We start from the raw sequence: 22,526 nt of genomic DNA, 5'->3' as shown, positions 1-22,526 counted from the left end.
GTGCCGTCCACCTCGATGCCGTGGCCGGCGTAATAGATCACCGCGATGTCGGCATCGCGGGCATGGTCGGAAAAGTCGCGCAGCGCTCGCCGAACCTCCAAGGCCGAAAGATCGTGACGCGAATCGACGAAATCGAATCCGGCGGCCTTGAATGTCGCGGCAACCACCGTTTCGTCATTGACCGGATTTGCAAGCAGCGGCGCGTTTTGATATGCGGAATTGCCGATCACGAGCGCCACCCGTTTCTCGGCGAGAGCCGGCTGGCACGCCAGCAGCAGCGCGGCTGCGAGAATGAATCCTCTCAAGTGGGGATATCCAGGCGAACCCATCGTGAGGCCTCCGGAACTACGTCCTTTTGTACCACCTGCATAGCACAAGCCAATGCCGGCTTTGTGGGCCAGGTCACGAACCGAACCAATATAGCCGAACCATCGACTGTGGTGGTGGAACCTTATTGTTAGTGACGCCGGCCGGCGTTTGGTTCGCGCCTTGCCAATCCCGTTTTTCCGTTCAAGATCGGTCCGCAAACAAGAACAAGCGGAGGAAAGCGATGCGCGGCGTTGTGTTTACCGGCGAACGCGGATTGGAACTGATGACGTTCCCCGATCCAGCCCCCGAAGCCCATGACGTGGTCATCGAGATGAAGGCGTCCGGCATGTGCGGCAGCGACCTGCATCAGTACCGCCGCCCGAAAGGACAGCCGCGGACGACCGGCATCCCGGTGAACGACGGTCCGGTCATTGCCGAGCACGAACCCTGCGGCGTCGTGGTCGCGGTCGGCAGCGCCGTCGATGCCAGGGAAGCGCGGGTCGGCCAGCGCGTGATGGTGCATCATTACCAGGGCTGCACCCAGTGCAACCATTGCCGCGCCGGCTGGCAGCAGCTCTGCCAGGAAGTCCCCGTCAAGGTCTACGGCAACAACGCCCATGGCGGCCACGCGCAATATCTGAGGGTGCCCGCCAACACGCTGGTGCCGCTGCCGGATGAGCTGTCGTTCTCGGCCGGTGCGGCGATCGCCTGCGGCTCCGGCACCGCCTACAGCGCGCTGCGACGCATGAACCTTTCCGGCAATGACACCATCGCGATTTTCGGCCAGGGGCCGGTGGGACTGGCGGCCACGCAATACGCCAAGGCGATGGGCGCCAGGGTGATCGCGCTCGACATCAGCCCGCAGCGGCTGGAACGCGCCGGGGCATTCGGCGCCGATGCGGTGGTCAACCCCGGCTCGAACGATCCGGTCGCGGCCATCAGGGAACTCACCCATGGACGCTACGCGGATCTGACGCTGGATACGTCGAGCAACCCGGACGCGCGATTGAACGCGATCCGCTCCACCAGGGTGTGGGGCACGATGTGCTTCGTCGGCGAAGGCGGCGACGTCCATATCGATGTCAGCCCGCATCTGCTGCGCCGGCAATTGACGCTTGTCGCGTCATGGACCTTCTCCAATATCATTCAGGCGGACTGTGCGCGGTTTTCGGTCGAGCGCGGCATCGACGTCGACAAGCTCTTTACCCACCGCTGGGGTATCGACCAGGCGGAAGAAGCCTATAAGCTGTTCGACAAGCAGGTCGACGGCAAGGGCGTGTTTTTGATGTGACGTCGTCGTTCCGTGGTGTGCGCCGAATGCGCAACGCCGACTGTCCGGCAAGCAACTCAACAGGGAGCAGCAGCAAATGAGTTACGACCGTTCCACCGTCGAAGCCGTGGTCCAGCACTATTTCGACGGGCTTTACGAAGGCGATGCCGACAAGATCGGCGCGGTTTTCCATCCCTCCGCCGATCTGCGCTGGGTGGAAAAGGGCGAGTTGAAAATCCTCACGGTCCCGGACTGGATGGGCTGGATCCGGAAGCGGCCCTCCGCCAAGGCCGAGGGCAAACCGCGCCAGGACTTCATCGTGACCATCGACCGTTCGGACGAATCCACCGCCTTCGTCAAGGTACGATGCCAGTTGCCGCCGCGCTATTTTACCGACTATCTGGTGGCGATGAAACTCGCCGACGGCTGGCAGATCGTTTCCAAATCCTACCGCTACGATTTGAAGGAATGATACCGCAACATTGACCTCGCTCGCCTTCCGCGCCAATTGAGGGGCGGAAGGATTGCGGGAACGTGGAAGCCAGGTTCCAGATATTTCTGATCCTGCTCGCCGTGCTGGCGGGCACGGCGCTGTTGGCGCGCAGGCTTAATGTCGCGCCCGCGATCCTGTTGTTGCTGGCCGGCATTGCCCTGGCTTTCGTGCCGGGCATGCCGTCGCTGGAATTGCCGCCGGAACTGGTGCTGCTGGTGGTGTTGCCGCCGCTGATCTATTCGGCCAGCGTCGCCATGAGCTGGCGCGAGTTCAAATCGAACCTGCGTCCCATCATCCTGCTGGCGGTCGGCTGCGTGATCTTCACCGCCCTCGCGGTCGCCGCCGCGACCCACTACCTGATCGGACTGCCGTGGAACGTCGGCTTCCTGCTGGGGGCCATCGTCGCGCCGCCGGACGTGGTGGCGCCGTTGGCGATCGCCCGCAAGCTCGGACTGCCCAGGCGAATCCTGGTCGTGCTCGAGGGTGAAGGGCTGGCCAACGACGCCACCGCGCTGATTCTCTATCGCTTCACGGTGGTGGCGATTTCGACCGGGATGTTTTCACTGTCAAAGGCGGCGGGCACCTTCGCCGCCATCGTCGCCGGCGAGATTCTGTTTGGTGCGGCAGTCGGCTGGCTCAGCTTGCGGGCGCGCCATCGTGCGCACGACACGCAGGTAGAGATCACGCTGTCGCTGATCACCCCTTACATCGCCTATTGGGTGCCCGAGCATTTCGGCGGCTCGGGCGTCATCGCAACCGTCGCCTGCGGGCTCTATATCAGTTGGAACGGGCCGCGGCTGATCTCTGCGGCGACCCGGCTGCAAGGCATCTTCTTCTGGGACCTCGTGATCTATCTGATCGAGGGCCTGTTGTTCCTGTTGACCGGATTCCAGATGCGTTCGCTGTTGGAAAAATCGAAGGCGTTTCCGCTCGACGATATTCTGTCTGCGACCGCGCTGGTCACCGTCATCATCATTGTGGCGCGCTTTGCCTGGGTCTATCCCGCGACCTACTTGCCGCGGATGTGGATCAATCGCCACGGCATCCGCGATCCGGCGCCGACCTGGCGCGCCACCTTCGTGATCGGCTTTACCGGGGTGCGCGGTGCGGTCTCATTGGCCGCGGCGCTGGCGCTTCCGTTCGCGCTGCCGAACGGCGAGGGCTTTCCCGACCGCGACCTCATTCTGTTCGTGTCTTTCGGCGTCATTTTCGTCACGCTGGTCGGATTGGGGCTGGGACTGCCTGTCGTGGTGAGATGCCTCGGCATCGGCGACGCAGGTCGCGCCGAAAGCGTAGCGGAGCACGAATCGGAAATCTCGGCGCGGCGCGAGGCGCTCGCCGCCGCGCTGGCGTCGCTCGACACCATCACGGACGAGCGCGAATTGCCGGATGACGTGATAAAGCTGCTGCGCGCGCGGCACGAGACCCGCATCAGCCAGCTGCCCGACTCGCTCGATCCCGACAAGCACGATGTCTCGGCGACAGGGATCGCGCTGACCCGGGAACTGATTTCGGCGGAGCGGAAGTTCATCCACCTGCAACTGCGCGACGGCAAGATCACAGATGAGACCAGGCGGCGGATCGAACGCGACCTCGATCTGGAAGAAGCGAGTCTCGCGAACCGCGAGTATCGGCGGACACCGCTTTAGCCGCTTGTCGTCCGGCTTTGCCGGAACGGCAAACATGCCTATTCCGCCGCCGCGTCCCGTCCGGCCCGTCCGACATAACCGTTCTCGTGGCCGAAGCGCTCGACCATCACCGCGGGCAAATCCTTGGCCTTGTGCGTCACCCAGCCGCCGGAGCGGACCGTGTAGCGATCCTGGTGCGCGAGGTGCGCCGGCGCTTCGCCCTGCTGCAGCGCGCGGGCGCATTCCATCATTAGTTTCCGGAAATGCATGATGCCGAGATCGGTCGGACCGAGGTGCTCGCGGGTGCGGTCGGCGATCGGCCCCTGGCTGTCCTGCACCGCGGCATCCTGCTCGGACACGCCCTTGATGCCGGTGTAGCTTTTGGTCTTCTGCAGCTTGCGGTCGATCAGGTAGTCGTTGGCCTTGTTGCGCAGCGGCACGTAATTCTCGTCGACGACCGACATCACGCCATTGCCGTTGGCGTAGCCCTCCCGCTCGGCCTGCGTCAGCGGCCGCTCCGGATTCCAGGCATAGGTGTAGATCCAGCAGTTGGTATCGGTCACCGGGATAAAACTCTGGCCGAAGATGTTCTCGCCCGGCATCGAACTCGGCGCATAGGCATGCACCGGCATCAGGAACTGGGCGATGCGCCAGTAGATGTTGTCGCTGCCGGTGAGCCGGCCGCCCGCGACCGTCAGCCCGGCCTCGTGCGGAATGATCTTGATCACCGGTCGCGGGTCTTCGGCGATCCATCTCATGTGATCGGTTGCGACCCGCGTCAGCGGGTTCACAAAGTGCTTCTTGATATCCAGAATCTCGTTCTCTTCCTTTTCGAACGATAGATGCGCGAAGGTGAAATGCGCGGTATCGATCGAGCCTTCCATCGCCTGCGCCCAGTTGCAGTCCTGCCATTTCTTGGTGACGTAGCGGTGCGAGGCCGGCACCAGCGCCATCTCCAGCGCCGGCAATTCGGGCATGGCGTCCGCGGGGCCCATATAGGCCCAGATCATGTCGCCCCATTCGCGCACCGGATAGGATTTGATCCGGATCAGGTCCTTGGCGTTGAGATCGGGATAGGAGGTCGGCATGTCGACGCAGCGGCCGTCGGTATCGAACTTCCAGCCGTGATAGACGCAGCGGATACCGCATTCCTCGTTGCGGCCGAGCCATAGGTTGGCGCCGCGGTGCGGGCAATACTGGTCGATGACGCCGACCACGCCTCGGGAGTCGCGAAACGCCAGCAACTCCTCGCCCATCACCACGATCTTCTTCGGCGGCCCGTCGGCTTCCGGCAATTCCTCGCAGAGCAGAACCGGCAGCCAGAACCGGCGCAGCAACTCGCCCATCGGCGTGCCCGCACCGCTTTCGGTCAGGAATTGATTGTCCTCTGCGCGGAGCATGGGGTGCCCTCCAGAGCTATCGCGCCCTCACACCGGCCGTTCGCCCTTCACCGTCACCCGCGTGCCGGAACGCGTATGCGGCCAGTAGTCCCACAGTGCGCGGTGCTGGGCACAGCGGTTGTCCCAGAACGCGATGGCATTCTCGGTCCAGCGAAAGCGGCACTGGAACAGCGGGTTTTCCATGTGCCTGTAGAGATAGCCGAGGATCGCGTCGCTCTCGTCGCGGGGGATGCCGTTGATATGGCGGGTGAAGCCGCTGTTGACATAGAGCGCCTTCTTGCCGGTCACCGGATGGGTGCGCACCACCGGATGCTCGGCGTGCGGATAGGACGGCCGGTCGGCAACGCCGTAATTGGCGTACAGCCCGCGATAGGCGGGCTCGCCGTCATGCAGCGCGGTGAGCCCGTGGAGATAGGTCTTCATCCGATCCGACAGCGCGTCATAGGCCGCGTACATATTGGCGAACAGGGTGTCGCCCCCGCTCGGCGGGCACTGCTTGATCTGGAGGATCGAGCCCATCGGCGGCTCTTCGTCACAGGAGACGTCGGAATGCCAGCCCTCGCCATTGACGCGCGGCGAATCCTTGTCGGCATAGATCTTCATCAGCGCCGGCTCGCCCGGCTCGTGGGGAGCCGCCGGATGGATGTGCAACTCGCCGAACTGGCGCCCGAAGGCGAGATGCTGCTGCGGGGTGATGTGCTGATCGCGGAAGAAGATCACGAGGTTCTCGGCGAGCGCGCGGTGGATCTCATCCATGGTCCGGTTGGAGAGGGTGCTGGCAAGATCGACGCCGGAGATTTCCGCACCGATCACCGGCGTGAGCTTCTCGACGCCGATGGTCTCATAAGGTTCTTCCTCGCCGGCCGTCTGGCGATAGCGCGGACCTTGCTTGCTGGCGAGTGACGACATGGGGGAATCCTCCGGCGATTTCTGGTTGGCAGCCATCGTAGCCCGGATGGAGCGAAGCGCAATCCAGAACCGGCTGAATTCTCTTATGCAAACTGTCCCGGATTCGCGAAGCTTATCGCTGAACACGCCTCAGGCGTGGACGTGCGACCTACTCCGCGGCCGACGCCGGGCCAGCCGGAACCTTGCTGCCCGACCCATAGCGCTGGTCGATATAGTCGATCACCATCGCCTGGAATTCCGTCGAAATGTTCGGACCGCGCAAGGTGCGGAACTTCTTGCCGTCGACGAACACGGGGGCTGCCGGAGTCTCGCCGGTGCCGGGCAAGGAAATGCCGATGTCGGCATGTTTGGATTCGCCGGGACCGTTGACGATGCAGCCCATGATCGCGACGTTGAGGGATTCGACACCCGGATAGCGCGTCTTCCAGTTCGGCATCTCGTCGCGGATGAAATCCTGGATGCTGCGTGCCAGTTCCTGGAACGTGGTCGAAGTGGTGCGGCCGCAGCCGGGGCACGCCGCTACCAGCGGCACGAAGGTGCGAAAGCCCATGGTCTGCAGCAGTTCCTGCGCGACCTGGACTTCCAGCGTGCGATCGCCGCCGGGCTCCGGCGTCAGCGAAATCCGCACGGTGTCGCCGATGCCCTGCTGCAGCAGGATGCCGAGCGCAGCCGACGAGGCCACGATGCCCTTGGATCCCATGCCGGCCTCGGTGAGGCCGAGATGGATGGCGTAATCCGAACGTTCGGCCAGCGTCTGGTAGACCGCGATCAGGTCCTGCACCGCGGAGACTTTTGCGGACAGAATCATCTTGTTCTTGGGCATGCCGAGTTCTTGCGCGCGCGCGGCCGACAATAACGCCGACTGCACCATCGCCTCACGGGTCACCGCGCGGACATCCTTCGGTGATGCGAGCAGCGCGTTTTCGTCCATCAGCTTGGTCAGCAGTTCCTGATCCAGCGAACCCCAATTGGCGCCGATCCGCACCGGCTTATTGTTCTTGTTGGCGATCTCGATGATGTCGGCGAATTGCGTATCGCGCTTGTTCTTGAAGCCGACGTTGCCCGGATTGATGCGGTATTTGTCGAGCGCTTCGGCGCAGGCCGGATAATCCGCCAGCAGCTTGTGGCCGATGTAATGGAAATCGCCGATCAAGGGCGTGGTGATGCCGTGCTTGCGCAGGCCATCGCGGATATGCGGCACGGCGGCGGCGGCTTCTTCACGATCGACCGTGATGCGCACCAGTTCGGAGCCAGCGCGCGCCAGCGCCGCCACCTGGGCGATGGTGCCCTCGATATCGGCGGTGTCGGTATTGGTCATCGACTGCACCACGATCGGCGCACTGCCACCGACGGCGATGTTGCCGACCATGACCTGGGTGGTTTGATGCCGGGCGCAGGGGCCGGCGACGTCGTCCAACGGGGGTTTTTCGGGCTTGTTCATGGGGTCTCAAATATCAGGTTTCTGTGACATTCAGCAATGGATCAGTGGGAACCGGGACCACCGGGCTCGGCCGATTAACCAGATAAAGCCCTGCAATCACCAGCAGAGCCGCCGCCCCGAACACCGGGGTCAGTGTGTCGTGCATGATGAAATAGCTAGCCACCACGCCAAACAAAGGGGTGATGAAGGTAAAAGCCGACAATTTGCTGGCGGAATAGGTTTTGACCAGCGTAAACCACAACAGAAAGGTCAATCCGACCACCCAGATCGCCTGATAGGCCATCAGCGACAGCGCCAGCGGCCCGGGAACCCGAGTTAGGGTTTCGCCGGAAATCCAGGCAGCAAACGCCAGAATCGGGACGGACACGGCCACCTGGTATCCCAGCGCCTTTTCCGGCGGGGCCTGCAGCAGGCGGGTGGCCTTTACCAGCAACGTGGTCGCCGCCCACAACGCGCCGCCGACGACGATCAAAAGGTCGCCGAGCAGCACGCTGGCATCAACATCAGCCTGGGGAACCCCGATCGCCAGCGCCACGCCCGCGAAGCTCAAAGCCAGCCCGCCCCATTGCAATGCACTCAGCCGTTCGCCGAGAAACTGATAGGAACCCAGCGCCACAAAAAACGGCGCGGTATAGAGAAACACCACCGCGCGCGACGCGGACGTCAATAACAGGCCGCGAAAGATCGAAACGAATTCAAGCCCGAACAAGAGGCCCGCAAACAGGCCGGCGCCCAGCGTGCCGTCGGCAACGAAGATTTTCACGCCTCGCAGCCGCGCGATCAGCAGCAACACAAGCAGCGCCCCCGCGGAGCGGATCGTGGCCTGCAGCATCGGCGGAATGTCGGGCAGCGCCAGTTTCACCGCGATCTGATTAAAACCCCAGCTCAGGCACAGCATCAGCATCAATGCGACGGCGCCCGGGCTGAGCGGACGCCCGGCCGAATTTATCGGCAACTCATTTGATGACATCGATCCCCGTACCCGGCTTGTCGCCGTGTTGTTATCCGGCGGCCTGACAATGCGTGCAAACGCCGGTGATCTCGACGACCGACAATTTCGGCACAAAGCCGGTCGCGCGCGCCGCGGCGTTCAGGCTCTGCGCCACCGGCGCTGCCGGAATCTCGCCGACCGAGCCGCAGCGCTCGCAGATCAGAAACGCCACCATGGCGGCTGCATCATGGTCGTGTGCGCAGGCGAGATACGCGTTGCGGCTTTCGATGCGATGAACGAGACCATTTTCCATCAGGAAATCGAGCGCGCGATAGACCGTGATCGGCGCCGGCCGCGGCATCGATTTCGCGAGTTCATCGATCACCTCATAGGCGCCGAGCGGACGATGGCTGGACAACAGCGCCTGCAGCACCTGGCGGCGGATCGGGGTGAATTTCTGCGCCCGCCGCGCGCAAACCCCCTCGGCATGTTGCAGTGCGTCCGCGGCGCAGCGGTCGTGATCATGGTCGGGTGCGGGAAATGCCGGTTTGGTCAGGGTCATTTGCGGCCGTCTGTAGCATTTTGACCGGCAATTCCCAATGCCGCCGGGGGGTTTCGGTGTCCCACCCGACCAAGCCATGTGCTGTCAGCGGGGCAGCCTTCCTAAAAGTTGCCATGTTATATTCATAAGCTAGCTTATTATATCAAAAGCTTATGAGGCCACGGCCTATGGAGACGACGCGGATGCCCCGCGGTTCGGTGGATATGAACTTCCTGTTCACGCTTGGCGAATTGCAGCGGCTGGTGCGGCTTTATGCCGACAAGCAGGCCGCGCGCTACGGCATTACCCGCGCGCAATGGGCGGTACTGGCCAAGGTGGAACGCACCGAGGGGCTGAAGCAGTCGGAACTCGCCGAACAGATGGAAATGCAGCCGATTACCCTGACGCGGCTGATCGACCGTCTCTGCGACGCCGGCTGGATCGAGCGCCGCGGCGACGAAACCGACCGCCGCGTCAACCGGCTCTATCTGCGCAAGGCCGCGCGCCCGCTGCTCGGCAAGTTGAGCGGGTTGCGTTCGGAACTGACGGCCACCGCGCTCGAGGGCATCAATCCGGCCGACGCCCACCGCCTGCTCACCCAGCTGGAAGCGATCAAGGAAAACGTGCGCAACGCGATCCAGAACCCGGCCGGTGAGCCGCCAAGGAAGGAGCAGCGTTATGGCTGATCCGATCCTCAAGTTCCCGCCCGAGCAGAAGGGCAATCCGCCGGCGAAGCCGAGGGTGAAAATTGCCGCCGAACCGCGCCGCCGGTTGATGGCCGGGATGCGGCGTTACCGTCGCGTGCTTCTGCTGGTGGTGCTGCCGCTGATGGCGCTGATCGCCGGGCTGGTCTTCTATCTCAATGGCGGCCGCTACGTCACCACCGACGACGCCTATGTCGGCGCCCAAAAGGTTCTGATCACGCCCGACATTTCCGGCAAGATCGAAAAGGTCGTGGTTCGCGAAGGCCAGCAGGTCAACGAAGGCGACGTGCTGTTCGAGATCGACCCGGTGCCGTTTCAACTCGCCGAGCGGCAGGCCAAGGCCACGCTCGACCAGGCCCAGACGACCTATGACAACCTGGCGGCAAACATCAAGATCTACGGCCAGATGCAGGACCTTGCGCAGCAGGGCGTCGACCTGAAACAGCGCGACGTCGATCGCAAGGCGACGCTGGCCAAGAGCAATTTCGGCTCGCAGCTCGATCTCGACAATGCGGGAACAGCCCTGGTCACCGCGAGCGCGCAGCTGCAATACCTCAAGCAGCAGCTTTCCAACGCGAAAACCCAGTTGCTCGGCAACCCCGATTTGCCGCTCGACCAATTTCCGCCCTATGCTCTGGCCAAGGCCGCGCTCGCGCAGGCCGAGCGCAATCTCGACCACACCGTGATGCGCGCGCCGATAAACGGCGTTGCGACCCAGGTCGACCAGATCCAGCTCGGCCGCTTCGTCGTCGCCGGCACGCCGGTATTCTCCATCATCGACACCGCCAAGCCCTGGGTCGACGCCAACCCGAAGGAATCGGACTTCACCTACGTGGCGGTAGGGCAACCAGTCACCATCGACGTCGATGCCTTCCCGGACCATGCCTTCAAGGGCACTGTCGGCTCATTGAGTCCCGGTACCGGGGCGCAGTTCGCCATCCTGCCGCCGCAGAACGCCACCGGGAATTTCGTCAAGGTGGTCCAGCGCGTGCCGGTGCGGATCTATTTCGACAGCAACGACAGGTATGTGCAGAAGCTGAAAGCCGGCATGAGCGCCTATACCACGATCGACACCGGCCATCGCCGTTCGCTTGCGGCCCTGCTCGGCTTCTCGCCGGCGGTGGCGAACCAGGACTGATCGAACATGGCGACGACGGCAGCAGCACCGATTGCCGTTCCCGGCCTGCGCCGGAACATGGTGACGATTTGCGCCATGACGGCGACTATCATGCAGGCGCTGGACACCACCATCGCCAACGTCGCGCTGCCTTACATGCAGGGCAGCCTGTCGGCCTCGCAAGACCAGATCAACTGGGTGTTGACCTCCTATATCGTCGCCGCCGCGATCATGACCGCGCCGGTGGGCTGGATCGCCAACCGCTTCGGCCGCAAGCGCATCTTCATCCTGTGTTCGGGCGGCTTTACGGTCGCTTCGGTGCTGTGCGGCGTGGCCCAGGACATCAACCAGATGGTGCTGTTCCGCCTGATGCAGGGCATGTTCGGCGCCGCCCTGGTGCCGCTGTCGCAGGCGGTGATGCTGGATTCCTACGCGCTGCATGAGCGCGCCAAGGCAATGTCGATCTGGGGCATGGGCGTGATGATGGGGCCCATCATGGGGCCTTCGCTCGGCGCCTGGCTCACGGAAACCTATTCCTGGCACTGGGTGTTCTTCGTCAACCTGCCATTCGGCATTTTCACGGTGCTCGGCCTGCTGGTCTTCATGGACGAGACCAAAAAGAATCTCGAACTGCGCTTCGACTGGTTCGGATTCTCCGCGCTCGCGGTCGGCATCGGCGCCTTGCAGATCGCACTTGATCGCGGCGAACAGCTCGGCTGGTTTGAATCGAACGAGATTATCGCCGAATTGATCGTCTCGATCGTCGGTTTCTATTATTTCTTTGCCCATTCGCTTACGACCGCGAAGCCGTTCATCCAGTTTGCGATCTTCAAGGACCGGAATTTTGTCGGCGGCTGCGTGTTCATGGCGGTGATGGGGCTGGTGCTGTTCTCGACCATGGCGGTGTCGTCGCCGTTCTTGCAGAACGTGATCGGCTATCCGATCATCACCGCGGGCCTGCTGCTGGCGACACGCGGCTGCGGCACCTTTGTCGCGATGATGCTGGTCGGCCGGATGATGCGGTATATCGAGGCGCGCACATTGATCGTCAGCGGCCTCAGCCTGACCTGCCTGTCGCTGTTCTACATGACCGGGTGGACCGATCAGACCGACGTGCCGTCGATCGTCGTCGTCAGTATCTTGCAAGGCTTCGGGTTCGGGCTCGTGTTCGTGCCGCTGAGCACGGTGGCGTTCCTGACGCTGCCCAACCATTTGCGCACCGACGGCACCTCGATGCTGACCCTGATGCGTAATGTCGCCAGCTCGATCGGAATCTCAGTTGTCATCGCGGAACTGACGGAAGGAGGACGACGGGTTTACGCGGTGTTGTCCGAGCACATCAATCCGTTCAACCATGCGCTGCAGATGCCTGACGTGCGCAGCATGATAGACCTCAACAGCGATGCCGGACGCGCCATGGCGGATGTGATGGTCGGCCTGCAGGCGCAGATCATCGCTTTCTCGCAAGATTACCAGATGGTGATGATCTTCACGCTGTGTGCAATCCCGCTCGCGATCATGATCGGCTCGACCAAGGTCGCACTACGCAAGCAGTCGCTGGCGCCCGAGCATGCGGTGATCGAGTAACGGGGCGCTTCCCTGTCATACGCGGACCCGCGTATCCATCAATCTTCACAACAAGCATTCTTCGAAACAGATGGATGGCCGGGTCAAGCCCGGCCATGACAGGAACCTCACACGTCGAAAAACACGGTCTCGTTGTCACCCTGCAGATGAATGTCGAGACAATAGACCGCGTTGCCGCTGCCCGGTTTGCGTCTGGCGATCAGGGTGTCGCGGCGATCTGACGGCACCAGCGCCAGGATGGGGTCGGCGACGTTCGCCGCCTCGCCGTCGAGATAGATCCGCGTGTAGAGCTGCAGCAACATGCCGCGCGCAAAAATCGCCAGCAAAAGATGCGGCGCCTGCGGCTTGCCGTCAGGATCGGGCACCTGGCCCGGCCGGATGGTATCGAACACATATCCGCCGTTCGGATCGGTGCCGCAGCGGCCGAAACCCCGGAACGTCGAATTCGGCAGCGCGCGTTTGTCCTGCGGATCGGCAAAGCGGCCCTGCGCGTCGGCCTGCCAGATCTCCAGCATGCAATCCGGCACCGGCTGGCCATCGCCGTCGAACACCCGGCCTTCCACCCGGATGCGCTCGCCCGAGGCGTCCGGGGTGACGAGGTTGTTGGTGAAGGCGTCGTTCCAGTCATAGGCGCCGTTCGGCGTCAGTCCATATTTGAAAAACGGACCGACGGTCTGCGACGGCGTGATGCCCTTGATATCGGCGTCCGGCACTATTTCGTCTCCATCGGCGTGGCGCCGCGACCGCGCAGCACAATGTTGAAGCGGTAGCACAGCGCCCATTCCGGCTGGGTGTTTTCCAGATCGAAGGATGAGACCATCCGCATCCGCGCTTTCTCGTCCGGCACCGAATTGAAGATCGGATCGAATTCGAACAAGGGATCGTCGGGGAAATACATCTGCGTCACCAGCCGCGCGATGAAGGCATGGCCGAATACCGAGAAGTGGATATGGGCCGGGCGCCAGGCGTTGTGATGGTTGCCCCAGGGATAGGCGCCGGGCTTAACGGTGACGAACCTGTAATAGCCCTCGGCATCGGTTTGCGCACGGCCCGCCCCGGTAAAATTGGGATCGAGCGGCGCCGGATGCTGATCGACCACGTGGATATAGCGGCCGCAGGCATTGGCCTGCCAGATCTCGACCAGCGTGTTCGGGACGCCGCGGCCGTCTTCGTCCCGCACATGGCCATGGACGATGATGCGCTCGCCGAGCGGCTCGCCGGTGTGCTGGATGGTGAGGTCGGCATCGTTCTCGCGCACCGTCTCGTGGCCATAGACCGGCCCGGTCAGTTCCGACAGCGTATGGCGCATGATGATCAGCGGCCTCTGCGGCGAGCGCTTGATCGTGCTGCGGTAGGCCGGCGACAGACGCGCCGGATGCGCGGCGTTGCTGGCAATGGGATAATTGAGGGTCATGCGGACTCCAGCCTTCTGCCTCATGATGAGGAGGCGCCGCTTCAGCGCCGTCTCGAACCATGAAATTTGCCGCCATCCTTCAAGACGCGGCCAAGAGGCCGCTGCTCAGGATGAGGATCGGATCTAGTTCACCTTCTCGATCGCCATCGCGACGCCCTGGCCGACGCCGACGCACATGGTAGCGAGCGCGCGCTTGCCGCCGCGCTTCTCCATGCCGTGCACCGCGGTCATGGCGAGGCGCGCCCCGCTCATGCCGAGCGGATGGCCGAGCGCGATGGCGCCACCATGCGGGTTGACGAAGTCGGCATCGTCCTTGACGCCCAGTTGGCGCAGGCAGGCTATGCCCTGACTGGCGAAGGCTTCATTGAGCTCGATCAAATCGAAATCGCTGATCTTGAGTCCCAGCCGTTCCATCAGCTTGCGCGTCGCCGGCACCGGGCCGATCCCCATGATGCGCGGCGGCACCGCGGCCGAGGCCAGTCCCAGGATCCGCGCCCGCGGCGTCAGCCCGTGCTTCTTCACCGCGGCCTCGGAGGCCAGAATCATCGCCGCGGCGCCATCATTGATTCCCGACGCATTGCCGGCCGTCACGGTGCCGGGGTTGCGCACGATCGGCTTCAGTTTTGCCAGGCCTTCGAGCGTGGTTTCGGGACGCGGATGCTCGTCCTTGTCGACCGTGATGGGTCCGGCCTTGCCGCCGGGCACCGAGATCGGGGTGATTTCCTCGGCGAAATAGCCCGATGCGATCGCTTTCCCGGCGCGCTGCTGCGAGCGGATCGCGAACGCGTCCTGATCGGCGCGCGACACCTGGAACTCCTCGGCGACGTTCTCGCCGGTTTCCGGCATGGCGTCGACGCCGTATTGCGCCTTCATCAGGGGATTGATGAAGCGCCAGCCGATGGTGGTGTCGTAGAGATCGGCCGAGCGCGAAAACGCTTCGGGCGCCTTGCCCATCACGAACGGCGCGCGCGTCATCGATTCAACGCCGCCGGCGACGGCAAGGTCGATCTCGCCGGCGCGGATCGCGCGTCCCGCGGCACCGACGGCATCGAGGCCGGAAGCGCAGAGCCGATTGAGCGTCAGGCCTGGGATCGACTCCGGCAATCCCGCCAACAGCAGCGCCATGCGCGCCACGTTGCGGTTATCCTCGCCGGCCTGGTTGGCGCAGCCGAAATAGACCTCATCGACCGCGGCCCAGTCGAGCTTGGGGTTGCGCGCCATCAGCGCCTTGATCGGGGCCGCCGCCAGGTCGTCGGCGCGGACCTTGGCCAGCGAGCCGCCGAAGCGCCCAATCGGGGTTCGTACGGCGTCGCACACAAACACATCACCCATCGAATCTCTCCCTGAGAATGCCGTCACCCGCGCCTCAACGCCGGAATTGATGGCGAGTTTTAGGAGCGCCTTCGCGGCAGGTCAATTCCCGCTCTATCGCCCCTCTCCCGCTTGCGGGGGAGGTGCAGCCGAGAACGTGGAAAACCTGCAATGCGGCGGCAAACCGATAGGATCGCGGGCCAAAATTTTGTAGTTTGCGCGGCGATGACGATCCAGCAATCCTTTCCCCCACCATCAGAGGCTCAGCACGCCGCCGAGACGGCGGCGCGGGTCACGCCGATGATGGAACAATACCTGGAAATAAAGGCCGCCAATCCCGGCCTGTTGCTGTTCTACCGGATGGGGGACTTCTACGAGTTGTTCTTCGAGGACGCCGAGATCGCCTCGCGCGCCCTCGGCATCATGCTCACCAAGCGCGGCAAGCATCAGGGCGTCGACATCCCGATGTGCGGCGTGCCGGTGGAACGCTCCGACGACTATCTGCATCGCCTGATCGCCTCAGGTCACCGCGTCGCGGTATGCGAGCAGATGGAAGTCCCCGCCGCGGCGCGGGCACGCGGCAACAAAAGCGTGGTTCGCCGCGACGTGGTGCGGCTGGTGACGCCGGGCACGCTCACCGAAGACACGCTGCTGGATGCGAAGACCAACAATTACCTGCTTGCGATCGCACGCGCGCGTGGCTCGTCGGGCGGCGATCGCATCGGGCTTTCCTGGATCGACATTTCCACCTCCGAATTCATCGTCACCGAATGCTCGACCGGCGAGTTGGCGGCCACGCTGTCGCGGATCAATCCCAACGAAGTGATCGTCACCGACGCGTTGTATGGCGACGCCGATCTGGGACCGCTGTTGCGCGAGTTGCCGGCGGTGACGCCGCTGACCCGCGATTTCTTCGACAGCGCCACCGCCGAACGGCGGCTGTGCGATTATTTCGCGGTCGCCACCATGGACGGCCTCAGCGCGATGTCGCGGCTGGAAGCCACCGCTGCCGCCGCCGCCGTGACCTACATCGATCGAACGCAAGTGGGCAAACGCCCGCCGCTGTCGCCGCCTTCGCGCGAGGCCGCCGGCACCACCATGGCGATCGATCCTGCCACCCGCGCCAATCTCGAATTGACGCGCACGCTCGCCGGCGAGCGGCGCGGATCATTGCTCGACGCCATCGATTGCACCGTGACCGCGGCTGGTTCGCGTCTGCTGGCGCAACGGCTGGCGGCACCACTCACCGACAGCACTGCGATTGCGCGGCGGCTTGATGCGATCGCGATCTTCGTTGCGGACACCGCGGCCCGCGACGACATCCGGACCACGCTGCGCGCCGCGCCCGACATGTCGCGCGCGCTGGCGCGATTGTCGGTCGGACGCGGCGGTCCGCGCGATCTTGCAGGATTGCGCGACGGCATCCTCGCCGCCGATTCCGCGCTGGCGCGGCTTGCGCAGCTCGATGATCCGCCGCAGGAAATCGCCGCGGTCATGGAAGCGTTGCGGCGTCCGTCACGGGATCTTGCCCGCGAATTCGAACGCGCGCTGGCGGAACAATTGCCGCTGATGAAGCGCGACGGCGGGTTCGTACGCGAAGGCTATGAGGCAGCACTCGACGAGACCCGCAATCTGCGCGACGCCTCGCGCCTCGTCGTCGCAGCGATGCAGGCGCGCTACGCCGACGATACCGGCGTCAAGGGCCTCAAGATCCGTCACAACAATGTGCTCGGCTATTTCGTCGAGGTGACGGCGCAGCACGGCGACAAACTGATGGCGCCGCCGCTCAACGCGACCTTCATCCATCGCCAGACGCTGGCCGGGCAGATCCGGTTCACCACATCGGAACTCGGCGAGATCGAGGCCAGAATCGCCAATGCCGGCGACCGTGCGCTCGGACTGGAGCTGGAAATCTTCGAGCGGCTCAGCGCCATGGTGCTTGCCGCCAGCGACGATCTGCGCGCGGCGGCGCATGCATTCGCGCTGCTGGACGTTTCGACCGCGCTGGCGAAGCTCGCGGCCGACGATAATTATGTGCGGCCCGAGGTCGACAATTCGCTCAGCTTTGCCATCGAGGGCGGCCGGCATCCGGTGGTCGAGCAGGCGCTCCGGCGCGACGGCCACCCCTTCATCGCCAACGCCTGCGACCTGTCGCCGGTACCCCCTCCCTACCCTCCCCCGCAAGCGGGGGAGGGAGGGGTAGGAGCTGGCCAGATCTGGCTGATCACCGGCCCCAACATGGCGGGCAAATCGACCTTCCTGCGCCAGAACGCGCTGATCGCGCTGATGGCCCAGATCGGCAGCTTCGTGCCGGCGTCGCGGGCGCGGATCGGCATCATCGACCGGCTGTTCTCGCGGGTGGGTGCGGCCGACGACCTGGCGCGCGGACGCTCGACCTTCATGGTCGAGATGGTGGAAACCGCTGTTATCCTCAATCAGGCCGGCGAACGGTCGCTGGTTATCCTCGACGAGATCGGACGGGGTACCGCGACCTTCGACGGCCTGTCGATTGCGTGGGCGGCGATCGAGCATCTGCATGAGGCCAATCGCTGCCGTACGCTGTTCGCCACGCACTATCATGAACTGACCGCGCTCTCGGCCAGGCTGCCGCGGCTGTTCAACGCCACGGTCCGGGTCAAGGAATGGCAGGGCGACGTCGTATTCCTGCACGAAGTGTTGCCGGGCTCGGCCGACCGCTCCTACGGCATCCAGGTGGCGAAGCTTGCGGGGCTGCCTGCGCCGGTGATCGCACGCGCCAAAGCGGTGCTGGCAAAACTCGAGGCGCAAGACCGCGGCCAGACCGCACGCGCGCTGGCTGACGACCTGCCGCTGTTCGCGGTGCCCTCTCGCGCCGCCGCCGAGCCGGCGCCGCCAAGCGAAGCCGAACAGTTGATCGAGGCATTAAAGGCGCTGCACCCCGACGAGATGTCGCCGCGCGACGCGCTGGAGGCGCTCTATGCGTTGAAGGCGAAACTGCCGAAGCGGTAACCGTCAGCGCACAAGCTTCCGCCGCCCGTTCCACCACAGCCCGAGATTCCAGCTCACGCAGGTCATCAGCGCCAGGCTGAGCCCGACCGCTGAACCGAAGCGCAATGCGGCAACATGCAGCACCGCAATCGCGATGCCCAATCCCATCAATCCTCCGGCGCTGTTGGCGATCACCGCGGCGGTCGGCGGTCCGCCAATGCGTGGATGCAAAATCAACATCATGCTGCTGAACACCACTGGAAACAGCGCGATGATGCCGCTGATCTTCGGGCCGACCCAGCCCGACAGGGTAACGACGGTTGCCACCAGCGTGGCAACCAGCAATGCGCGCAACGGGATATCGTACCAGCGGCGCGTGACCAGCGGCATCTTGACGTGACGGAAACGCCGCAGCGTCGGCACGCACACAGCAAAGGCAACGGCATTCGCGAGCAGGCCGCCGGCCAGCGACCAGTGAACGGTCTGCACTGCCAGCGCCAGAACGATCCAGACCGCAGCGGCACCTGCCCAACTGACCAGCGCGCTGCGGCGCTGCGCCAGCAGGACATAAGCCAGCCCGAGAAAGACCGTCACGGCATTGATCGGCAGACTCGCGAGCGCGCCTTCGGCGACGAAGGCCGCATCGTGATCGAGCCCCAGAAACACATAGGAAGGCCCCGCCGAAATCGGCAAGGTCGCGACCAGCGCGCCGATCACCGGCCCCGAACGCTCGGTAATCACGGACGCCGACACCACGAACGCGGCCGTGATCGCCATGCGCAACGCGAGCGTCAGGATGAAGACGAGTTGGGGGGACAAGGCGATTGTCGTCATCCTGAGGTGCCCGCGCGACGCGCGGGCCTCGAAGGATGGGCAATGTCGCCCTCCGAGGCTCGCTTGGCTCGCACCTCAGGGTGACGGCATGGTGGTTAGTGTCACCAAACTCACACCCGCTGCATCGTCACCGAAACCTTGGGGCCGTTCCTGATGGTCTGATAGACCACGCAATAGCGCTCGGTGAGTTTCAGCAGCAGATCGAGCTTGTCCTGCGGCGCCGGTGTGTCGATGTCGAAGCGCAGGCGAATTTCCGCAAAACCGACCGGTGCCTCCTTGTCGACACCGAGCGTGCCGCGGAAATCGAGATCGCCCTCGGCGGTGACGATGCCGCTCTTCAGCGGCACCTCGATGGCGGTCGCCACCGACTTCAAGGTGACGCCGGCACAGGCGACCAGCGCTTCCAGCAACATGTCGCCGGAACACAGTTCAAGCCCGGAACCGCCGGTCGCCGGGTGCAGCCCGGCCACGGCCAAGGCGCGGCCGGTTTCGACCTTGCAGGCGATGCCTTCATTTTCGATCGAGCCCCTGGCTTTCAGCGTGATCATCGCGGCCTTGGGATCGGTCTTGTAGCGATCCTTGATCGGGGCCTGGGTGGCGCGGAGTTCGGCGGCGTCCATCTTCTTCTCTCCGGGAGATGAATACGTGTCGGATGTAGGGGATCGGCGCGCGGATGTCACGGCCGCATCCCCCGCATAAGAAATTCTTTTTATCTCAATAAGTTAAGGAGGCCGACGATGAGAAACTATGCTTTCGCTATCGCCGGCGATGAGAGCGACCTTGCTCAAGGCACGGGCGATGCAAGCATGGACTTGCTGTTATCGCAGAATGTCCCGTGACAGCGTCGGCGCCGTCCGTTATCCGGATGGGGCATGGACAGCATCGTGATGGCAACCCGGCCCGGGACCGACGAGCGTTTCGATACCGCGCGGATCTCCGCCGCGGTCGACGCGCTCGCCGAAAAACATGCCGGCCGCGAAGACGTTTTTCGTTCCGCCACAGCACGATTGCTGAAGGCCGAGATGATCGAAGCCCGCGCGGTCGCGCAAGCCCTGCTGTTGAAAGATCGTCACGGAAGACGCTGCGCCGAACGGCTGTGTTTCGTTCAGGACGAAATCATCCGTATCCTGTACGCTGCGGCCACGCGTCATCTCTATCACTCGCCGATCCCGTCGGGCGCCGAGCGCATGGCCGTCGTCGCCACCGGCGGCTACGGCCGCGGATTGATGGCGCCTGAATCCGACATCGATCTGCTGTTCATCCTGCCCTACAAGCAAACCGCATGGGGCGAGCAGGTCGCCGAGGCCATCCTGTATTGCCTGTGGGACATGGGATTGAAGGTCGGCCACGCCACGCGTTCGGTCGATGAATCGATCCGGCAGGCACGCGGCGACATGACGATCCGCACCGCGATCCTCGAGACCCGATTCCTGACCGGGGACCAGCCACTCTACAACGAGCTGGTCGCGCGGTTCGACCAGGAAGTCGTACAGGGCACCGCGGCCGAATTCGTCACCGCCAAGCTTGCCGAGCGCGAGGAGAGACATCGCCGCGCCGGGCAATCGCGCTATCTGGTTGAACCCAACGTCAAGGACGGCAAAGGCGGCCTGCGCGATTTGCACACGCTGTTCTGGATCGCCAAGTACGTCTATCGCGTGCGCGAGACCGACGAACTGCTGGAACGCGGCGTGTTCGACGCGCAGGAATACCGCACCTTCCGCCGCTGCGCCGATTTCCTGTGGTCGGTCCGCTGCAATATCCATTTCTTCTCGGGCCGCGCCGAAGAGCGGTTGTCGTTTGACATGCAGCGCGAGATCGCGATCCGGCTCGGATATACCTCGCATCCCGGCATGCAGGATGTCGAACGCTTCATGAAGCACTATTTCCTGATCGCCAAGGACGTCGGGGATCTCACCGCGATCCTGTGTGCCAAGCTGGAAGACCAGCAGGCCAAGCCGGCGCCGGTGCTGAGCCGCATGATGGCGCGCTTGCGGCCGAGCCCGAAACAGCGGCGGGTTCCCGACAGCGACGATTTTATCGTCGACAACAACCGTATCAACCTCGCCGCCCCCGACGTCTTCAAGCACGATCCGGTCAACCTGATCCGGATTTTCCGGCTCGCGCAGAAAAACAATCTGGCGTTTCACCCCGACGCCATGCGCACCGTGACGCGGTCGCTCAAGCTCATCAATACGCAACTGCGCGAGAATCCGGAAGCCAACCGGCTGTTCATGGAAATCCTGACCTCGAACGACGCGGAGATCGTGCTGCGGCGCATGAACGAGACCGGCGTGCTCGGTCATTTCATTCGCGCCTTCGGCAAGATCGTGTCGATGATGCAATTCAACATGTACCATCACTACACGGTCGACGAGCACCTGTTGCGCTGCGTCGGCTACCTGCAGGACATCGAACGCGGCGGCAACGAAGAATTCACCGTGACCAGCGACCTGATGCGCAAGATCCGCCCCGAGCACCGCTCGGTGATCTACATCACCACGCTGTTGCACGACATCGCCAAGGGCCGGCTGGAAGACCATTCGATTGCGGGGGCAAAAGTGGCGCGGCGGCTGTGCCCGCGACTCGGTTTCAACGCCGCCGACACCGAGACCATCGCGTGGCTGATCGAACAGCATCTGACGATGTCGACGGTGGCGCAGTCGCGCGATCTGTCGGACCGCAAGACCATCGAGAATTTCGCAGCGGTCGTGCAATCGGTCGAGCAGATGAAGCTGCTGACGATCCTGACCACCGCCGACATCCGGGGCGTCGGTCCCGGCGTCTGGAACGGCTGGAAGGCGCAATTGCTGCGCACGCTGTATTATGAAACCGAGCCGGTGCTGACCGGCGGCTTCTCGGAAGTCAACCGCGCGCAGCGCATCGCGGTGGCGCAGGCGGAATTCCGCGCGGCTTTCACCGAATGGCCGGAGGCGGAGCTCAATGCCTATATCTCGCGGCATTATCCGGCGTATTGGCTCAAGGTCGAACTGCCGCGCAAGATCCGCCATGCGCGTTTCCTGCGTGCCAGCGAACAGGCCGGCCACAAGCTCGCGATCAATGTCGGCTTCGACGAAGCGCGCGGCGTCACGGAACTGACCATCCTGGCGGTGGATCATCCCTGGCTGTTGTCGATCATCGCCGGCGCTTGCGCCTCGGCGGGCGCCAACGTCGTCGATGCGCAGATCTACACCACTACCGACGGACGCGCGCTCGACACCATCGCGATATCGCGGGAATACGACCGCGACGAGGATGAGGGTCGGCGCGCGACACGGATCGGCGAGATGATCGAGGACGTGCTGGAAGGCAAATTGCGCTTGCCCGAAGTGGTGGCGCGGCGCGCCGCCGGACGCGGCAAAGCGCGGCCGTTCGTGGTCGAGCCGGAAGTGACCATCAACAATCAGTGGTCGGACCGCTACACCGTGATCGAAGTGTCGGGCCTCGACCGGCCCGGTCTGTTGTATGAGCTGACCACTTCGATTTCGAAGCTCAACCTCAATATCGCCTCGGCACATGTCGCGACCTTCGGCGAGCGCGCCCGCGACGTATTCTACGTCACCGACCTGCTTGGCGCCCAGATCAACGCGCCGACGCGGCAGGCCGCGATCAAGAGCGCGCTGATCCATCTGCTCGCCAGCGACGAAGCCGTGACCGAGCCCGCGGCTTGACC

General features: G+C 63.8%; 19 protein-coding genes. 8 read left to right on the top strand and 11 right to left on the bottom strand.

Going from position 1 to position 22,526, the window contains the following annotated elements; genetic code table 11:
* The coding region (locus E7813_RS08570; protein ID WP_291572803.1) for a caspase family protein at nt 1-329 on the bottom strand (329 nt) is incomplete at its 3' end.
* Between the two features lie 221 nt (nt 330-550).
* On the opposite strand from E7813_RS08570, the gene E7813_RS08565 reads away from it, so the two are divergent.
* The 3 genes from E7813_RS08565 (at nt 551) to E7813_RS08555 (ending at nt 3,721) form a co-directional block, all read left to right on the top strand.
* Nucleotides 551-1,600, top strand: coding sequence for a zinc-binding dehydrogenase (locus E7813_RS08565; RefSeq protein ID WP_291572799.1), 1,050 nt, complete (start codon nt 551-553; stop codon nt 1,598-1,600).
* A gap of 76 nt (nt 1,601-1,676) precedes the next feature.
* Complete coding sequence (locus tag E7813_RS08560) at nt 1,677-2,051, top strand: nuclear transport factor 2 family protein (RefSeq protein WP_291572797.1); 375 nt, start codon at nt 1,677-1,679, stop codon at nt 2,049-2,051.
* 62 nt (nt 2,052-2,113) lie between these two features.
* Nucleotides 2,114-3,721 (top strand): Na+/H+ antiporter, encoded by a 1,608-nt coding sequence (locus E7813_RS08555; RefSeq protein ID WP_291572795.1) that lies wholly within the window; start codon nt 2,114-2,116, stop codon nt 3,719-3,721.
* Nucleotides 3,722-3,759: 38 nt separating this feature from the next.
* Here E7813_RS08555 and E7813_RS08550 read toward each other — a convergent pair whose 3' ends face one another.
* From E7813_RS08550 to E7813_RS08530, 5 genes are all read right to left on the bottom strand, one after another.
* Nucleotides 3,760-5,100: a Rieske 2Fe-2S domain-containing protein gene (locus tag E7813_RS08550; RefSeq protein WP_291572794.1), complete on the bottom strand. Its 1,341-nt coding sequence runs from the start codon at nt 5,098-5,100 to the stop codon at nt 3,760-3,762.
* A 27-nt stretch (nt 5,101-5,127) separates the two neighbouring features.
* Entirely contained in the window at nt 5,128-6,009 is an 882-nt protein-coding gene (locus E7813_RS08545; RefSeq protein WP_291572792.1) for a TauD/TfdA family dioxygenase, read from the bottom strand.
* Nucleotides 6,010-6,157: 148 nt separating this feature from the next.
* A complete protein-coding gene (gene ispG / locus E7813_RS08540) occupies nt 6,158-7,450 on the bottom strand; it encodes a flavodoxin-dependent (E)-4-hydroxy-3-methylbut-2-enyl-diphosphate synthase (RefSeq protein WP_291572790.1) in 1,293 nt (430 codons plus the stop codon).
* 13 nt (nt 7,451-7,463) lie between these two features.
* Nucleotides 7,464-8,420 carry a DMT family transporter gene (locus E7813_RS08535; protein ID WP_291572788.1) on the bottom strand — a complete coding sequence of 319 codons (957 nt, stop codon included), beginning with the start codon at nt 8,418-8,420 and terminating at the stop codon, nt 7,464-7,466.
* Nucleotides 8,421-8,451: 31 nt separating this feature from the next.
* Nucleotides 8,452-8,943 (bottom strand): transcriptional repressor, encoded by a 492-nt coding sequence (locus E7813_RS08530; RefSeq protein ID WP_291572786.1) that lies wholly within the window; start codon nt 8,941-8,943, stop codon nt 8,452-8,454.
* Between the two features lie 182 nt (nt 8,944-9,125).
* Between E7813_RS08530 and E7813_RS08525 the strand changes: the two genes are divergently transcribed.
* Genes E7813_RS08525 through E7813_RS08515 form a run of 3 tightly spaced genes read left to right on the top strand, consistent with a single transcriptional unit; the run spans nt 9,126 to nt 12,330 of the window.
* On the top strand, nt 9,126-9,608 hold the full coding sequence (locus tag E7813_RS08525; RefSeq protein WP_291572784.1) for a MarR family transcriptional regulator: 483 nt from the start codon (nt 9,126-9,128) through the stop codon (nt 9,606-9,608).
* Nucleotides 9,601-10,764 carry an HlyD family secretion protein gene (locus E7813_RS08520; RefSeq protein ID WP_291572782.1) on the top strand — a complete coding sequence of 388 codons (1,164 nt, stop codon included), beginning with the start codon at nt 9,601-9,603 and terminating at the stop codon, nt 10,762-10,764. The genes E7813_RS08525 and E7813_RS08520 overlap by 8 nt, the downstream gene beginning before the upstream one ends.
* Before the next feature lie 6 nt (nt 10,765-10,770).
* The gene (locus E7813_RS08515; RefSeq protein ID WP_291572780.1) at nt 10,771-12,330 is read left to right on the top strand and encodes an MDR family MFS transporter; all 1,560 of its coding nucleotides are present in this window, start codon (nt 10,771-10,773) and stop codon (nt 12,328-12,330) included.
* A 107-nt stretch (nt 12,331-12,437) separates the two neighbouring features.
* Here the strand turns inward: E7813_RS08515 and pcaG are convergent, their stop codons facing one another.
* The 3 genes from pcaG to pcaF form a co-directional block, all read right to left on the bottom strand.
* Entirely contained in the window at nt 12,438-13,028 is a 591-nt protein-coding gene (pcaG, locus tag E7813_RS08510) for a protocatechuate 3,4-dioxygenase subunit alpha (protein ID WP_291572801.1), read from the bottom strand.
* Nucleotides 13,029-13,042: 14 nt separating this feature from the next.
* Entirely contained in the window at nt 13,043-13,744 is a 702-nt protein-coding gene (gene pcaH, locus E7813_RS08505; RefSeq protein WP_291572778.1) for a protocatechuate 3,4-dioxygenase subunit beta, read from the bottom strand.
* Between the two features lie 123 nt (nt 13,745-13,867).
* A complete protein-coding gene (gene pcaF / locus E7813_RS08500) occupies nt 13,868-15,076 on the bottom strand; it encodes a 3-oxoadipyl-CoA thiolase (protein WP_291572776.1) in 1,209 nt (402 codons plus the stop codon).
* Nucleotides 15,077-15,280: 204 nt separating this feature from the next.
* Between pcaF and mutS the strand changes: the two genes are divergently transcribed.
* Nucleotides 15,281-18,043: a DNA mismatch repair protein MutS gene (gene mutS / locus E7813_RS08495; protein ID WP_291572774.1), complete on the top strand. Its 2,763-nt coding sequence runs from the start codon at nt 15,281-15,283 to the stop codon at nt 18,041-18,043.
* A gap of 3 nt (nt 18,044-18,046) precedes the next feature.
* Here mutS and E7813_RS08490 read toward each other — a convergent pair whose 3' ends face one another.
* Together E7813_RS08490 and E7813_RS08485 are read right to left on the bottom strand one after the other, a co-directional pair.
* Entirely contained in the window at nt 18,047-18,841 is a 795-nt protein-coding gene (locus E7813_RS08490) for a hypothetical protein (protein ID WP_291572772.1), read from the bottom strand.
* Between the two features lie 125 nt (nt 18,842-18,966).
* Complete coding sequence (locus tag E7813_RS08485; protein WP_291572771.1) at nt 18,967-19,476, bottom strand: OsmC family protein; 510 nt, start codon at nt 19,474-19,476, stop codon at nt 18,967-18,969.
* Between the two features lie 252 nt (nt 19,477-19,728).
* Here E7813_RS08485 and E7813_RS08480 point away from each other — a divergent pair, with 252 nt between their 5' ends.
* Complete coding sequence (locus E7813_RS08480) at nt 19,729-22,524, top strand: [protein-PII] uridylyltransferase (protein ID WP_291572769.1); 2,796 nt, start codon at nt 19,729-19,731, stop codon at nt 22,522-22,524.
* The last annotated feature ends 2 nt before the right edge of the window (nt 22,525-22,526 follow it).

It is taken from the genome of Bradyrhizobium sp. (genome assembly GCF_004799405.1).
Lineage (GTDB): Bacteria > Pseudomonadota > Alphaproteobacteria > Rhizobiales > Xanthobacteraceae > Bradyrhizobium.
This window is presented reverse-complemented; position numbering and strand designations above follow the sequence as displayed.